Consider the following 15,789-nt stretch of genomic DNA (forward strand, 5'->3'; position numbering starts at 1 on the left):
ACTTTTGTTAAGCTCACGCAACAAAATTTGAGTTAAGGATTACCATGAGTATTAAAGACAATTCTGTAGTGCAATTTAACTACACACTACGTGATGAACAGGGCGAAGTTCTAGAGAGCAATAAAGACCTTGAGCCGATTGCGTACCTTCATGGTCACAACAATATGATGCCTGGTGTTGAAAAAGCACTTGTGGGTAAAGACGCTGGCGCTACTTTTTCAGTCACTCTGCCAGCAAGCGAAACTTACGGTGAGCGTAATGATGACGCAGAGCAGCGTGTTTCGGTTAAGCATCTGCAAGGCGCTAAAGTGTGGAAAGCGGGTATGCGTGCATTGATTAATACCGATGACGGTCAACGTCAGGTGACTATTATCAAAATGGGTAAGTTTATGGCGACTGTGGATGTTAACCATCCTCTTGCGGGCCGTGAATTAACATTTGATATTGAAGTGGCTGATGTTCGTGATGCAACACCTGAAGAAGTTGCCCACGGTCACGCCCACGGTAAAGGTGGTCACCACCACTAAGCTGATTTAATCAGCAACAAAAAAGCCCAACATTGTTTGGGCTTTTTTGATTAATGAGTCAATACCTCAGAGACAAAACATGATCATAGAATTAAGCAGTGGCAAAATGGTACTGAGTCCATTTGAAGTTCAAATCAGACTAAATAATCAGTGTCAGCTTTATGCGATGGTGGAAGATATTAAGTTTCATCCAGATGCGCTAATGATGGTTGCCGATGCTGGCGCTGTTCGTTGGAGTATTAAATTGGACAGCAACGAACAGCTTCAAACCATAAAAACAGAGCTCGGCATTGGCTAACTAAGTTTGCAATCATGACGTTATGTCTTGTCGACCATGCGCTTGGTTAAAATCGAGTGCAGGCCCATTGGGAACAACCCGAGTTGGGTTAATCATGTCATGACTAAAATAGTAATGCTGTTTGATATGCTCAAGATTTACCGTCTTTGCTACTCCCTTCATTTGATAGATATCTTTCACATAACCTGAGAGGTTAGGGTAGTCCTCTATGCGCTTTTTATTGGTTTTAAAGTGTCCAACATAGACAGCATCAAAACGAATTAAGGTGGTAAACAGGCGAATGTCAGCTTCAGTAAAGGTGTTACCTGTCAGATAGCGTTTAGTTGAAAGCCGCAGTTCTAACTTATCGAGTGCATCAAAGAGTCGCTCATAAGCATCATTATAGGCAGTTTGGCTGGTGGCAAAACCGGCTTTATAGACACCATTATTAATGCTGCTATATATCCATGCGTTTAATTCATCAATTTGAGTTTGTAATTGCACAGGATAAAAATCACGGTCGTTATCAACTAAATGATCAAACTCACTGTTCAGCATTCGAATAATTTCAGCTGATTCGTTACTGACAATGGTGTGTGTATGCGTGTCCCATAGCACAGGTACTGTCACGCGGCCGTTATAGTTGGCATCCGCTTTTTGATAGATCTGATAGAGAAAATCGGCAGCGTTTAATGCGTCGTGTTGAGCGCCATCGATGTGATGTGCAATTTCGCTTTGGTTGCCGCCAGAAAACTCCCAGCCATTAGCGAGCATATGCGGTTCAACCACAGTAACGCCTATGATGTGTTGTAGGTTTTTCAATTGTAGATAGATTAATGTTCGATGCGCCCAGGGACACGCTAATGATACGTAAAGATGGTAGCGATTTTTTTCGGCTTTGAACCCCAGTGTACCTGCTTGTTTAGGCTGTCCATCTAGGGTTATCCAGTCTCTAAAGCTAGATTCTGAGCGACTAAACTCGCCAGCCGTTTCATCTGTTGGATACCATTTGTCGACCCATTGACCATTATGCAGTAAGCCCATTATGTTCGGTTTCCATTTTATCTATTGTTAATAGTCACAGCTTAGTTGCCAGAAGGTCGACATTAAAGCGCATTTAGTGGTTTAAACCTTTCTATTAAATATGTGTTATACCAATTCCATTAAATAGTTGCCCATTCAGCGGGAATTAAAATTACTTTAGGCAAGCAAGTGGGTTGTAGCTAATAGTTATTCTATATCGAAAGCCACATGCGCAGTATAAAGTGATTTTAAACCCGCACGTTGTGAGCTTCTCAGGACTTTTACTCCTGCGTTGCATCGCCTTAAAAGGGAATAACCATTTCTTCCACAATGCGTCTGGAATTGAAAGCCCTGAGAGAGCTCTGAATTGGTTACATACTTAATGGAACTGGTATTAACAGCTCTGCTCCTGATATTATTGCACGCAGTTAATTCGCATTACCATTGAAAAGGAAAGTCATGTTAGATAAGCCGTTAGAGAGAATTACTGTCGAGCCGCTCACTAAGGCAACTGCCTGTGTTATTTGGCTGCATGGATTGGGAGATTCAGGTGCTGGTTTTGCGCCTGTGGTGCCAGCATTAGGGCTGCCAAGTGACCATGCTATTCGATTTATCTTTCCCCATGCCCCAGAGCAAGCTGTCACCATTAATGGTGGCTATATTATGCGTGCATGGTATGACATAAAAAGTATGGACTTACATGACCGCGCTGACATGCAGGGTGTTTTAGAAAGTGAAGTTCACATTAGAGCGCTTATTGATGAACAAATAGCGTTGGGAATTGAGCCGAGTAACATCGTGCTAGCAGGATTCAGCCAAGGCGGTGTAATGAGTTTGTTCACCGGTTTAAGACTGCAACATAAATTGGCAGGAATAATGGCGTTGTCGTGTTATTTGCCTACCGCGGATAAATTGCCAAATGACCTTGCGAGTGTGAATGTATCGACCCCAATACTTCAGCAACATGGTGTTCAAGATGAGGTTGTCCTATTAAGTGCAGGGTTAATGGCATTCGAACTTCTTAAAGCGCAAGGCTATGTTAATCAGTGGCAAACTTATGATATGGGACATAATGTGCTACCTGAACAGCTGCGTGATATCTCAAAATGGCTACAAAAAGTCCTAGAGTAAGATTAGAATAGTCTAATAGCTTGTTTTTTGAACGATTTCGCGTTGTGAGTTGTTGCAACGCTTGTTCTCATTTAAAGACAATCTTTTATAAACCGTTAAAATATCTAAATTGATGAAATGCTTTATTTTAGTTCCCAGTATTTATGTTGCCGCAGTTTAGAACACCCTCGCTTATTCAATATGGTTACCCCTTTGTTCTGTTTTTAGCACGCAATTTGAAATAAAACACTTAGAAAAGAGCTATTTAGTTCATCTAATGTAATATTTGTAACACAAATAAAGCATAATCTTTGCTAAGATGCTTCACGGCGAAAATAGGGTTATTTCTGCCGAACTAATTAAAATATTACGAAAACATAAAAATAATCAAGGGGTTGATTGTAATGAATAAGACTTTAATCAAAGGGCTAGTGGCGACTGCTGTTGTAACAGCGTTAACAGCATGTGGCAGTGACAATGATGACAACAAAGAAGTTGTATTGCCGACAACATGTGTAGAAGCTGGTGAAGCTTGTACTATTTTCACTGTACTTCATACAAATGACAACCATGGTCGTTTCTTTGAAAACAAATACGGCGAGTACGGTATGGCAGCGCGTAAGACGCTGATCGATCAAATCCGTGCCGAAGTTGAGTCAAATGGTGGTGAGTCAATCTTACTATCTGGTGGCGACATCAACACGGGTGTACCTGAATCAGACTTGCAAGATGCACGTCCAGATTTCGTTGGTATGAACTTGATTGGTTATGACGCAATGGCTGTCGGTAACCACGAGTTTGATAATCCATTATCAACAGTTGATATGCAGCGTGAACTTGCTGAGTTCCCGATGTTAGCAGCTAACATCTACGACAAAGTGTCTGGCGCTCGTTATTTCGAACCGTACAAAATTTTTAATGTTAATGGACTTCGTATCGCAGTTGTTGGTCTAACGACTGAAGATACTGCTAAAATTGGTAATCCTGAATTTATCAGTGGTCTTGAATTTACCGATCCGCAAGAAGAGCTTAAGAAAGTTATTAAAGATATCAAAGACGCAGATACTGCTGACTTGATTTTTGCAACAACTCACATGGGCCACTATGCCGATGGCGCTAGCGGCAGTAATGCTCCTGGTGATGTAGCTCTTGCACGTGCTATGACTGAAGGTGACTTAGCGGCTGTTATTGGTGGCCACTCTCAGAATCCTGTTTGTATGGAAGGCGATGCATACGATCCAGAGTTCACGGCGGGTGCTGAATGTAAGCCAGACGTTCAAAACGGTACTTACATCATGCAAGCGCATGAATGGGGTAAGTATGTTGGTCAAGCCAATTTTGAATATTTCAATGGTGAACTCCATTTAGCCAGCTACAAGTTGATCCCTGTTAACCTGAAAGCTAAAGATGCTGAGGGTGTTCGTCAATTCATTGGTGAAGAAATTACACCTGATGCTACCGTGCTTGAGGTTATGCAGCAGTACCAAAATGTGGGTCAGGAAGAGCTGCTTGAAATTATCGGCACTACTGATGGCAAATTGGAAGGTGAACGTGCTGTTGTTCGTACACAACAGACTAACATGGGTCGTCTGATTGCTGATGCGCAGCGCACTAAAGTTGATGCTGACTTTGCGGTAATGAACTCAGGTGGTGTACGTGCGTCTATCGATGGACCTAACATCACATATAAAGATGTTCTGACAGTGCAGCCATTTGGCAACTCAATTACTAAGAGTACTTTAACCGGTGCTGAAATTACTGAGTATTTGAATGTTGTAGCAACAGTTGATGTCGGTGAAACAGGTTCTGGAGCATATCCACAACTTGCGGGTATTAAGATGGACGTTGATTGTGAAGCTAAAACAGTTTCAATTAACGATATTAATGGCAAAGGCTACGCTGCTGACGCAATGTATAGCTTTACAGTGCCTAGCTACAATGCAGCTGGCGGTGATGGCTATCCTAAGCTGACTCCAGTTATGACTGGTTATGTTGATGCTGAAGTTATGTATACATTCATTAAAGATATTGGTGATATCAAGGTTGCTGATTTTGCTCCTGTTGCTGGTGATGTACAGTTCTTGAACAGTACTAGCACTTTGGCTTGTAAGCTCTAATTTAATATCTCTTTAAAAAGCAGCCTTGAGGCTGCTTTTTTTATGTCCAATTTTTTCATATTCTAAAAATATTACTAATATTATTATTTCTGCAAATAATTGTAACTCCGGCCTTGAAAACAAAAAAAATGCCTACATATATTAACTATGGAACGCTCAACGAGGTTCTTAAGTTAACGGGATTATTGATGCCTTCGGGGTCATAAAAGTTAACCTTTAACAAATTGGTGCGACAACATTGCGTTTGCAATCTAGTTGGCCAAATTAATTAAATATATTGCTTAATACAAGGATATACCCATGAGAAATTACGACCTAACTCCACTTTACCGCAGTGCTATTGGATTTGACCGTTTAGCGCAACTTGCTGAACATGCCGCGTCGAACAAAAGTAATTCTGGTTACCCACCTTATAATATTGAACTCATTAACGAACATCGTTATCGCATTACTATGGCGGTTGCTGGCTTTACGATGGATGAACTCGATATTACCAGTGAAGGTGATAAGCTACTGGTAAAAGGCACGAAAGCCGAGCAAGATAAAGAGAGTAAATACCTCTATCAAGGTATTGCTGAGCGTGGATTTGAACGCACATTCCAATTGGCTGATTACGTCACTGTTATGGGTGCAAACCTAGAAAATGGTTTACTCAATGTTGATCTTAAAAGAGAGATCCCCGAGGCGTTAAAACCGAGAAAAATTGAGATCGGCACATCAAGAATATTGGATGCTAAGTAAATACATTATCAGCCTCGTTGGCTGATCTATTTACAGTGTAAGATGTAAAAAAGGGAGTCTTTAGACTCCCTTTTTAGTGGCTGTTTTTATCAGCTAATTTACTAATGCTATTTAGCTTAGTTGCTATGCGCGCATTGATTTTTCGCCGCGTGCTAGACCCACCACACCTGAGCGTGAAATCTCAATCACTTTAGTCACATCTGCCAAGGCGGAGATGCAGGCATCTAACTTATCACTGGTGCCAATTAATTGGACCGTATATAAGCTCTGAGTGACATCGACAATTTGACCACGGAAAATATCTGCCAACCTTTTGACTTCTTCTCTGTGCTCACCTTGCGCTTTGACTTTAATCAGTGCAACTTCTCTTTCTACATGCGCAGACTCAGTGATATTAGATACTTTTAGTACATCAATGAGCTTATGTAGTTGCTTCTCTATTTGTTCAAGAACAGCTTCATCAGCTTTTACGGCAATGGTTAAGCGAGATAGGGTTTTATCTTCTGTTGGCGCTACCGTTAAGGTTTCAATGTTATAACCACGCTGAGAAAATAGCCCTACAACCCGAGAAAGCGCGCCCGGCTGGTTTTCAAGTAATACACATATAATCCGACGCATTAGCTTTTCTCCGTTTTACTCAACCACATTTCATTCATCGCACCGCCACGAATTAACATCGGGTATACGTGCTCGGTCTCATCAACGTGAATGTCGACAAATACTAATTTGTCTTTCATCGCAAATGCTTTCTCTAAACCTGATTCTAGCTCGGCAGGGTCGCGAATGGTCATGCCTACATGGCCATATGCTTCGGCAATTTTGGCAAAATCAGGTACTGAGTCCATATAAGACTGTGAATGGCGACCGGCGTAAATCATGTCTTGCCACTGCTTAACCATTCCTAAAAAATGGTTGTTTAGGTTGATGATTTTAACTGGAATGTCATATTGTAGTGCGGTTGATAACTCTTGAATATTCATTTGAATAGAGCCATCTCCGGTGACACAAATAACCGTTTCATCGGGTTTTGCAAGCTTAACACCCATCGCTGCTGGCAAGCCAAAGCCCATAGTGCCTAAGCCGCCAGAGTTAATCCAACGACGTGGCTTATTAAATGGATAGTAGAGCGCGGCAAACATTTGGTGTTGACCAACATCGGATGCGACATAGGCATCACCATTAGTCAATTTATGCATGACTTCGATAACTTGCTGCGGTTTTATCTTTGTATCTGATTTTTGGTAATCTAAACTCTTGCGACCACACCACTTGGCAATGTCGCCCCACCAATGATCATTGGCAGTCGGATCGGTAATACCATAATCATTGGCTTCTATCTGTTTTAGCATTTCATCCAATACTTGATCAGCAGAACCCACGATTGGAATATCGACTTTAATGGTTTTTGAGATTGAAGAGGGATCGATATCAATGTGTAAAATAGTGGCATTTGGACAGTACTTTTCTACATTATTGGTGGTGCGGTCATCAAAACGAACCCCAATACCAAAGATAAGATCACTGTTATGCATGGTCATGTTTGCTTCATAGCAGCCGTGCATACCGAGCATACCAACACTGTTAGGGTGAGTACCAGGAAAGGCACCTAGTCCCATCAGAGTGCTTACCACTGGAATTCCAAGCTTTTCTGACAGCGCGAGGATCTGGCTGTCACACCCAGATATAACGGCGCCGCCACCGACGTATAAAACCGGTTTTTTAGCGGCTAAGAGTGCTTGTAAACCTCTGCGGATCTGGCCCTTGTGGCCAGATGTAGTGGGGTTATATGAGCGCATGGAAATATCTTCTGGATATTGATATTCATGCAAAATTTCTGGATTCATACAATCTTTAGGCACATCAACCACCACAGGACCCGGACGACCACTGGCGGCAATGAAAAAGGCTTTCTTGATGATAGTTGGAATGTCACGGGGATCCGTGACTAAAAAACTATGCTTAACAACCGGTCTAGATATACCAATCATGTCGCATTCTTGGAATGCATCATTACCAATGAGGTGGCTATGAACCTGACCTGAAATAACCACTAAAGGAATAGAGTCCATATAAGCGGTAGCAATACCAGTAATGGTATTGGTAGCACCAGGACCTGAGGTGACAAGGACTACGCCAACGTCTCCTGTAGCACGAGCATAACCGTCAGCCATGTGCACGGCTGCTTGTTCATGTCGGACTAGGATATGTTCAATGGTGGATTTTTCGTGCAGTGCGTCGTAAATATCTAAAACTGATCCGCCGGGATAGCCAAAAATATGTTTAACGCCTTCGTCGATAAGAGAACGGACGACCATACTGGCGCCTGATAGCTTCTCCATAATAATTCCTTTTTAAGTTACCGCTACGGTATGCAGTATCTCACTACAGCGACGGTAATCGCTCTAAAATTAAGCTTGGATGGTAATCCTTGCTCTCGTTTGCCGTTAATCTCAACTGAAAATGAGTCTTCACAGAGGTACTTGTGCGGCAATGACTTCAATTTGAGTCAGCTTCATCATATAAAACCCCCATATGATTACAAGGCATGAATGCAAATAAATCGTTCTAAATGAAGAATTTTCAATATGGCTGACAGAATAGCTAAGTGGTAGGTGATGAATTACAAGTGATTAAAGGAAGGAGTGGCTATAGAAAGTCGACAATCACGTTAAGCGTGATTGTCTTACATTGTTATAGGTTTGGCTCTCGTTTACTAAACAGCTGGCATAAGCCGACAAGAATAACGGCAGCCAACATGAGTGCAGAGAAGGGCACTGCGGTTCCGGTATAAAACAACGCAAGTAGCGGACCTGCGAGTGCGCCGCATCCGAATCTAAGTGTGCCGATTACGGCCGTTGCTGTGCCGGTTTCTTGTTGGAACTTCATCAATACTATCGCATCGGCATTGACAGACATCACACCGAGACACGCCATTAATGGCAGTAACATAACAACCGTAAATAGGTAGTTTAAGTCGAGCATGTTGACCAGTAATAAGCCGCTTGCGGCTATTGCACCGAAAATGGTCGATACACGTAACATTCTTTTTGAGCCGTAACGACCGACTATCTTGCTATTGACTACATTCGCGAGCATCAGTGCACCAACATTGGTGCTAAACAAAATGGCAAATAGTGATTTGTCGAGTCCGAACACTTCCATATAGACAAACGGTGAGGCGGTTAAATAGCAGAAAAAGGCAAAGGAGGTGAGTACGCCACAGGTAATATTGAGCTTCACACCTGGTTTGGTCAATACGGTGGCATAGGCACCAAAAAATGATTTACCACTTCGGCTGCTCGCATCACGGTCACTCGGCATTTTTAATTTAAAACATACTAAAAAAAGTAATGCCAGCGCATAAAACGCTAGAATAAAGAAGATTAGGTGCCAGTCCCCGAGTTCTAGAATTAAGCTACCAATACTCGGCGCAATAAGCGGTGCAAGCATCATAATAAGGCTGACATAAGACATCCCTTTAGCCGTATTTTGTCCGTAAACTTCTTTAATATATCCGGGCACAACAACCGTGGCGGCCGCGCCGATAAAAGCTTGCAGGAACCTTAATGCTAAAAAGGCTTCAATTGATTGAACAAATGTCAGAGCAAAGCTGGTGAGCATAAAGCCCGTTAAACCAATCATCACCATCTTGCGGCGACCGTACCTATCAGCAAGTGGACCAAAGCACAGCATACCTAGAGCGTATCCAGCTAAATATAGGCTAAGGGATTGTTGAACTAACGTAATGCCAGTGTCAAAACTGCTGGCTAGCGCTGCCATGGCCGGTAAATACATATCGATGGCTAACGGTGTAATGGCTACAATCGCGGCAAGCATTGGGATGAGTAATGCTAAATTGGGGATGCCAACCGGATGGGTGCTTGGTTGTTCATTGTTGGACGTGTTCTTCAATACTGCCTCTTTGAGTGTTGCTTGTTGAGCTGCGGATTTGTCGGAAATACTTGAATATATTAGCTAGGGTGTCGATCTTAATGTGGCTTAATTAATGCTTTAAGGATCCGTAAGTTTAGTTGATTTAAGGTCGAATTGAGATGGTGCTCATTGTATAAAAAGTATTTTACGACGCTATATTATCGTTTTAAAAACATTTAACCAATCAAAATTATATTGTAATCGTGCTAAAAATTGATTCAATTTGTGTTGAAAGCCTCAGGACTAATTAGCCAGTCCATTTTCTAGCGCGACTGTCATTAAACTGTTATCTAAATGTCATTGCCGTGACTTTATTTCGTTCTAAATTAGGCAACTTTATAATTCAAGTTGCTAAAAAAGTAGTGGTAGCGAATTGCTTATTACAAAGGGAATGAAATGAATAACGAGTACACAATTGTACCGCTGTTAATGTCGGCATTAATACTCACGGCATGCAGTGATGATGGCACATCTGGGCAAAATGGCAGTAATGCCTTGGTGAACATTTCAACACTCTCGATTGGTAGTGAACAATGCGCTATGGGTGGACAATTACTGCAGTCAGGTTTAGACGTAAATGCTAATGGTGTTTTGGATGAAAGTGAGATTGACGATGCTCAGTCCCAAACTGTTTGTCATGGCCAGGGGGCGACGTTAAAGGCTGAACTGGTCGGCCGCTACCAAAGCGAGATCTACGGACTGAGTGCTGCTGAAATCGTTGATTTTGACCCGTTATCGAAGCAAATATTTGTGATAAATGCTAAGAGCGGCAAAGTCGATGTACTTAATGCAGCTGATATTGATGTCAATGATGCGGTGTCAGGCAGTGGTGCGCTAGCGCTAAATAATATCGTTAAAATCACTGATATTGATGTGGCTGTAGATGTGGGTCTTACTCATTTGGGCGGGGTTAATAGTTTAAGTATTTATGGGAGCCTGCTCGCGGTGGCGATAGAGCGAGGTGATGCGCTGGGTAACAGTAAACAAGCCAATGGTTTCGTGGCTTTTTACCGTATTAATGATGCGGGTGAAACAAGCTTCCTTCATGCCGTTGAAGTCGGAGCATTACCCGATAACGTGGCGTTTAATCGCGATGGTTCGTTATTGATAGTGGCTAATGAAGGAGAACCAAACACGGCCTATAACCTTGATCCTGAAGGCAGCATCTCAATGATTGCCATTGAAAACAATATTCCAGCGATGACCGCTATAGCTATCGGTTTTGCTGATTTTAACAGAGGCGGATCCCGCGAAAGTGAGCTCGACTCAATGATCAAGATCAACGGGCCTAATGCCTCTGTCGCACAAGACTTGGAGCCTGAATATATTGCGGTGAGTGAAGATAACCTAAAGGCTTATGTGTCTTTACAAGAAAACAATGCCATTGCCGTCATTGATCTTAAAAATAAAAAGATTGAATCTATTCTGCCACTTGGGCTTAAAGATTATGGCTTACATGAAAATAGAATTGACGCTAGTGACAAAGACAGCAGAATTAACTTCAGTGCATATGCTGGGGTCTACGGCATGTATCAACCCGATACCATTAGTAGTTATCAGTGGCGGCAGACCAATTTTATTGTCACCGCCAACGAAGGTGATGCTAGGGACTACGATGGCTTTTCAGAAGAAGCCAGAGCAGATGACTTGAATTTAGACCCCAGTCACCCACAATTAAGCACAGCGCAAGACAAGACCCAGTTAGGCCGCCTTAAAGTGACGACTAGCATGGGTGATCTTGATAACGATGGTGACGTAGATCAAATTATCAGTTATGGCGCACGCTCATTCTCTATCTGGGACGAGCATGGTAATCAGGTGTTTGACAGTGGCTCAGAGTTTTCCCGTATTACCGCCGCGGTACTTGGAGACAATTTTAATAATAATAACGATGAGAACAAAGGCGATAGTCGCAGTGATGACAAGGCCGGCGAACCAGAGGCATTAGCGATTGGAAAAATAGCCGACCAATACTATGCTTTTATCGGTTTAGAACGCACCGGTGGCATTATGATTTACAATATCACCAACCCATTTTCAGTCAGCTTTGTTGACTATGTGGTCAATCGTGATTTTGATACAGACTTTGAAATTGATAGTGATACGGGTGAAGTGGAAGGTGATGCCAGTCTTGCAGGAGATCTCGGCCCAGAAGGGATGAAGTTTATCAGCGTAGATGACAGTCCTACTTCGCAGCCTTTGTTAGTTATCGGCAATGAAGTGAGTGGAACCACCAGTGTGTATGCACTGCACTTTTGACTTTAAGTCATTTATCACAGTCGCTGATTAAAATGATTAAGGGCTAGACTCGTTAAAATAAAAAACTCCGTTGCTGCAAGAGTAACGGAGTTTTATAGCACTTAAGCAAGGTAAATGATGAGCGATACTCAAATTGCCGCAAGTACCGACTTAGAAGCCGCGAGGAAGTTGACCTTTACCCGCTAACTTTTCACGCCAAAGTTCTTTTGCTGTTTTGCCGCCATTTTTAGCCGCGGGTTTTGCGACCTTTTTAGGAGTGGCTATTTTGGCAGCTGGCTTGGCTGCTACTTGTTTATCGGTTTTAGCTTCTACGGGAGCACTTTTGTCACCCATTTCGGCTAACATTGCTTCTAACTCACTGAAGCGTAATGACTTACCGCCATCGATTTTGTACCAGCTACCTTTCTGTTCAATTTTAACAGCTTGGCTTTCTTGCTTAGCAAGTGTGGCCTCAAGTGTACTGATAACCTCTTCTTTGGTCAGTTTTGACATAATAATAACCTGTTTATTTTTTGTGTTTACATGAAGGTTTCGAGTGATTTTATCGTTTAATGCACCAAAAAGTCCAATTTTCACCACTAATGCCTTCAACTATAAGATGATTTAGACATTTTATCGCCATTATGTGAGTCAAAATTGCTGATATTTGGGATATGACAATCTCAATTTCGGTAGGCGTTAGCTTGCCAGTAAAAGAGTGCTGTTTAAATCGAACTTGAATTGGCTTGTTTGGGCATAAAAAGCGAGAATAGGGCATGTAAAAGAACATTTTATAGGTGAGCGAATGACACGGACAGAATTAAGCCAGTATTTGGCACAATACCTACAGGTCGCCAATTTTAAAGATTACGCACCTAATGGATTACAGGTTGAAGGCAAGCAAGAGATTAACACCATTGTGACCGGCGTGACGGCTTGCCAAGCCTTGATAGATGAAGCTATAGCGTTAAACGCCGATGCGATTATTGTGCATCATGGTTTTTTTTGGAAAAGTGAGCCTGAGATTATCGTTGGGATGAAGCAGAAACGGATTAAAGCGTTATTGCTTAATGATATTAATTTGTTTGGTTACCACTTGCCGTTAGATGCACATCCTGAGGTAGGCAACAATGCTGAGCTTGGTAAAGTGATTGGCATAGAAAACGCCCGAGTGATTGAAGGACACGCGCAAGACTTAATATGGCGTGGAGAACTCAGTACACCCGTACTGGCAAAAGATCTTGCTGCGGCTATCTCACACACGCTATCAAGAGAGTGTTTGCACCTTGGTGACGAACAAAGTCTAGTCGAGACTATTGCTTGGTGTACGGGGGGCGCGCAGGACTACATAGACATTGCAGCATCCCTTGGTATTGATGCATTTATTAGTGGTGAAGCATCGGAGCGCACATATCACTGCGCAATCGAGCAAAATATTCAGTATTACGGCGCGGGGCATCATGCTACAGAGCTTTATGGCATTCAGGCGCTCGGTAAACATCTAGCGGATAAATTTGGGTTAAAGCACCATTTTGTTGATATCAGTAATCCAGTTTAGACTGAGTCGATATCGAAAACGGATACAAAAAAGCCGCTCTACGTTGAGCGGCTTTTTTATGGTCAGTGAGTGTTACATCACTCGCATACCCGGTTTTGCACCTGCATGTGGCTCAAGGATCCAGATGTCTTTACCACCTGGGCCAGCAGCGAGTACCATACCTTCAGATTCACCGAATTTCATTTTACGCGGCGCAAGGTTAGCCACCATTACCGTGTGCTTGCCAACCAAATCTTCAGGCGCATAAGCTGATTTTATGCCGGCGAAAACTTGTTTGATTTCGCCACCTAAATCAAGCTCTAATCGAAGTAGTTTGTTGGCTTTTTCAATATGTTCAGCTTTTGAAATGAGCGCAATACGTAAATCAATCTTGGCGAAATCATCAAAACTAATTTCGGCTGCTAACGGTTCTTTCTCAAGTTCCGTTTGCACCTCTTCAACTTTAGGCGCTTCAACGTCTTTGGTGACTTGGAGGTTCTCAGTCGATGCGTCAATGATAGCTTCAATACTCTTCATCTCAATGCGTTGCATTAATGCTTTAAATTTGGCAATTTCGTGACCGGCAAGATCAACATCCAAATTATTCCAAGTGAGCTCCATTTGTAAGAAGGCTTCAACGTCTTGGGCAAGCTTAGGTAATACCGGCTTAAGGTAAGTAACCAAGATTCGGAATAAGTTTAATGCATTACTACACACTTGATGCGCTTCTTCTTGCTTGGCTTCATCTTTAATCAACTGCCAAGGCGCTGCGTCAGCAACATAGGCGTTGGCGGTATCGGCCAGTGCCATAATCTCACGCATCGCTTTACCGAATTCACGGGTCTCATATAAGTTAGCGATAGTTTCTTGCTTAGCGATAAACATCTCGCTTAGGCTCTTATCCGTCACATCAGCGAGCTTGCCGTCAAAACGCTTAGAGATAAAGCCTGCAGTGCGAGAAGCTAGATTAACAAGCTTGCCGACAAGATCAGAGTTAACGCGTTGCGCAAAATCTTCGAGATTCAGATCTAAATCATCAATTTTGCTACTGAGTTTAGCGGCATAATAATAACGTAGATATTCAGGGTCTAGATTATCAAGGTAGGTACGGGCCTTAATAAATGTGCCTTTAGATTTAGACATTTTGGCACCGTTTACGGTGACATAACCGTGCGCATAAACGCTTGTGGGCTTACGCAAACCGGCGCCTTCAAGCATTGCAGGCCAAAATAGGCTGTGGAAATAAACGATATCTTTACCGATGAAGTGATACACCTCAGCGGTAGAATCCTTGCTCCAAAAATCATCAAAGTTGAGGTCGTCGCGCTTGTCGCATAAGTTTTTAAATGAACCCATGTAACCGATAGGCGCATCTAACCAAACATAGAAAAACTTGCCTGGCGCATCAGGGATCTCAAACCCAAAGTAAGGTGAGTCACGTGAGATGTCCCACTGTTGCAAGCCTTGTTCAAACCATTCCTTCAGCTTATTGGCCATCTCTTGTTGCAGTGAACCAGACTGGATCCACTCAAGCAACATGCCTTCAAAAGCAGGTAAGTCGAAGAAGAAATGTTCGGTATCTTTCATTATTGGTGTTGCGCCAGAAACCGCTGAATAAGGATTTAACAAATCAGTAGTGCTGTACGTTGCACCACAGTTGTCACAGTTATCACCGTACTGGTCTTCACTTTTACATTTTGGGCAAGTGCCTTTGACAAATCGGTCTGGCAAGAACATTAACTTTTCTGGATCGAATAACTGTGAAATTGTTTTGGTTTTTATATAACCAGCATCACGTAACTTGAGGTAAATTTCATTGGCAAGTTCACGGTTTTCTTCGCTGTGAGTGCTGTGGAAATTATCAAATTGAATATTGAAATCAGCAAAATCTTTTTCATGCTCTTTTTGTACTTGAGCAATCATCTCTTCTGGTGCAATGCCCATCTGCTGTGCTTTAAGCATAATTGGCGTGCCATGGGCATCATCCGCACAGATATAGTGACATTCATGTCCACGTAATTTTTGAAAACGCGACCAAATATCGGTTTGAATATACTCAAGCATATGGCCTAAATGAATCGGACCATTGGCATACGGAAGTGCACTAGTGACTAAGATTTTACGTTGTGAATTGGCCATCTTTTCTCGAAATCGCTGGGAACCTAAATAGAATGGAATAGATACTAACCGATCCAATGCTGAGTTTCATCAAAACCTAGCGTAACTGTGGTAAATCTAGACTAATGTTTGCATGAAATTCTGGTACAATTGCGCAAATCATATTTA

At 42.4% G+C, this 15,789-nt stretch carries 13 protein-coding genes; 7 read left to right on the plus strand and 6 right to left on the minus strand.

Going from position 1 to position 15,789, the window contains the following annotated elements; genetic code table 11:
* Window positions 1–44 precede the first annotated feature (44 nt).
* Window positions 45–527, plus strand: coding sequence for an FKBP-type peptidyl-prolyl cis-trans isomerase (locus L2729_RS08900; protein WP_101091062.1), 483 nt, complete (start codon window positions 45–47; stop codon window positions 525–527).
* Between the two features lie 79 nt (window positions 528–606).
* Window positions 607–825 (plus strand): DUF3389 family protein, encoded by a 219-nt coding sequence (locus L2729_RS08905; protein ID WP_248987959.1) that lies wholly within the window; start codon window positions 607–609, stop codon window positions 823–825.
* Between the two features lie 12 nt (window positions 826–837).
* Here the strand turns inward: L2729_RS08905 and L2729_RS08910 are convergent, their stop codons facing one another.
* Complete coding sequence (locus tag L2729_RS08910) at window positions 838–1,848, minus strand: glutathione S-transferase family protein (protein WP_248987960.1); 1,011 nt, start codon at window positions 1,846–1,848, stop codon at window positions 838–840.
* Window positions 1,849–2,286: 438 nt separating this feature from the next.
* Between L2729_RS08910 and L2729_RS08915 the strand changes: the two genes are divergently transcribed.
* The 3 genes from L2729_RS08915 to L2729_RS08925 all read left to right on the plus strand — a co-directional run bounded on the left by L2729_RS08915 (window position 2,287) and on the right by L2729_RS08925 (window position 5,795).
* Entirely contained in the window at window positions 2,287–2,958 is a 672-nt protein-coding gene (locus tag L2729_RS08915; protein WP_248987961.1) for an alpha/beta hydrolase, read from the plus strand.
* Window positions 2,959–3,341: 383 nt separating this feature from the next.
* A complete protein-coding gene (ushA, locus tag L2729_RS08920) occupies window positions 3,342–5,054 on the plus strand; it encodes a bifunctional UDP-sugar hydrolase/5'-nucleotidase UshA (RefSeq protein ID WP_248987962.1) in 1,713 nt (570 codons plus the stop codon).
* A gap of 300 nt (window positions 5,055–5,354) precedes the next feature.
* A complete protein-coding gene (locus L2729_RS08925) occupies window positions 5,355–5,795 on the plus strand; it encodes an Hsp20 family protein (RefSeq protein ID WP_248987963.1) in 441 nt (146 codons plus the stop codon).
* Between the two features lie 123 nt (window positions 5,796–5,918).
* Here the strand turns inward: L2729_RS08925 and ilvN are convergent, their stop codons facing one another.
* The 3 genes from ilvN to L2729_RS08940 form a co-directional block, all read right to left on the minus strand.
* Window positions 5,919–6,413 (minus strand): acetolactate synthase small subunit, encoded by a 495-nt coding sequence (gene ilvN, locus L2729_RS08930; RefSeq protein ID WP_101091056.1) that lies wholly within the window; start codon window positions 6,411–6,413, stop codon window positions 5,919–5,921.
* On the minus strand, window positions 6,413–8,134 hold the full coding sequence (locus L2729_RS08935) for an acetolactate synthase 3 large subunit (RefSeq protein ID WP_248987964.1): 1,722 nt from the start codon (window positions 8,132–8,134) through the stop codon (window positions 6,413–6,415). The genes ilvN and L2729_RS08935 overlap by 1 nt, the downstream gene beginning before the upstream one ends.
* A gap of 352 nt (window positions 8,135–8,486) precedes the next feature.
* Window positions 8,487–9,632 (minus strand): multidrug effflux MFS transporter, encoded by a 1,146-nt coding sequence (locus tag L2729_RS08940; RefSeq protein ID WP_248988055.1) that lies wholly within the window; start codon window positions 9,630–9,632, stop codon window positions 8,487–8,489.
* 492 nt (window positions 9,633–10,124) lie between these two features.
* On the opposite strand from L2729_RS08940, the gene L2729_RS08945 reads away from it, so the two are divergent.
* Window positions 10,125–11,987, plus strand: coding sequence for a choice-of-anchor I family protein (locus L2729_RS08945; protein WP_248987965.1), 1,863 nt, complete (start codon window positions 10,125–10,127; stop codon window positions 11,985–11,987).
* Between the two features lie 150 nt (window positions 11,988–12,137).
* Here L2729_RS08945 and L2729_RS08950 read toward each other — a convergent pair whose 3' ends face one another.
* Entirely contained in the window at window positions 12,138–12,479 is a 342-nt protein-coding gene (locus tag L2729_RS08950; protein ID WP_248987966.1) for a hypothetical protein, read from the minus strand.
* Between the two features lie 292 nt (window positions 12,480–12,771).
* Between L2729_RS08950 and L2729_RS08955 the strand changes: the two genes are divergently transcribed.
* Entirely contained in the window at window positions 12,772–13,524 is a 753-nt protein-coding gene (locus tag L2729_RS08955) for a Nif3-like dinuclear metal center hexameric protein (RefSeq protein ID WP_248987967.1), read from the plus strand.
* Window positions 13,525–13,596: 72 nt separating this feature from the next.
* On the opposite strand, the gene metG is transcribed toward L2729_RS08955, so the two are convergent.
* A complete protein-coding gene (metG, locus tag L2729_RS08960; protein WP_248987968.1) occupies window positions 13,597–15,642 on the minus strand; it encodes a methionine--tRNA ligase in 2,046 nt (681 codons plus the stop codon).
* Window positions 15,643–15,789: the final 147 nt, after the last annotated feature.

It is taken from the genome of Shewanella gelidimarina, assembly GCF_023283945.1.
GTDB lineage: Bacteria > Pseudomonadota > Gammaproteobacteria > Enterobacterales > Shewanellaceae > Shewanella > Shewanella gelidimarina.

Bases quoted from the DNA above. Each gene is read 5' to 3' on its own strand.
- L2729_RS08900 (WP_101091062.1), top strand. From the start codon at position 45: ATGAGTATTAAAGACAATTCTGTAGTGCAATTTAACTACACACTACGT.
- L2729_RS08905 (WP_248987959.1), top strand. From the start codon at position 607: ATGATCATAGAATTAAGCAGTGGCAAAATGGTACTGAGTCCATTTGAA.
- L2729_RS08910 (WP_248987960.1), bottom strand. From the start codon at position 1,848: ATGGGCTTACTGCATAATGGTCAATGGGTCGACAAATGGTATCCAACA.
- L2729_RS08915 (WP_248987961.1), top strand. From the start codon at position 2,287: ATGTTAGATAAGCCGTTAGAGAGAATTACTGTCGAGCCGCTCACTAAG.
- ushA (WP_248987962.1), top strand. From the start codon at position 3,342: ATGAATAAGACTTTAATCAAAGGGCTAGTGGCGACTGCTGTTGTAACA.
- L2729_RS08925 (WP_248987963.1), top strand. From the start codon at position 5,355: ATGAGAAATTACGACCTAACTCCACTTTACCGCAGTGCTATTGGATTT.
- ilvN (WP_101091056.1), bottom strand. From the start codon at position 6,413: ATGCGTCGGATTATATGTGTATTACTTGAAAACCAGCCGGGCGCGCTT.
- L2729_RS08935 (WP_248987964.1), bottom strand. From the start codon at position 8,134: ATGGAGAAGCTATCAGGCGCCAGTATGGTCGTCCGTTCTCTTATCGAC.
- L2729_RS08940 (WP_248988055.1), bottom strand. From the start codon at position 9,632: ATGCTTGCCGCGATTGTAGCCATTACACCGTTAGCCATCGATATGTAT.
- L2729_RS08945 (WP_248987965.1), top strand. From the start codon at position 10,125: ATGAATAACGAGTACACAATTGTACCGCTGTTAATGTCGGCATTAATA.
- L2729_RS08950 (WP_248987966.1), bottom strand. From the start codon at position 12,479: ATGTCAAAACTGACCAAAGAAGAGGTTATCAGTACACTTGAGGCCACA.
- L2729_RS08955 (WP_248987967.1), top strand. From the start codon at position 12,772: ATGACACGGACAGAATTAAGCCAGTATTTGGCACAATACCTACAGGTC.
- metG (WP_248987968.1), bottom strand. From the start codon at position 15,642: ATGGCCAATTCACAACGTAAAATCTTAGTCACTAGTGCACTTCCGTAT.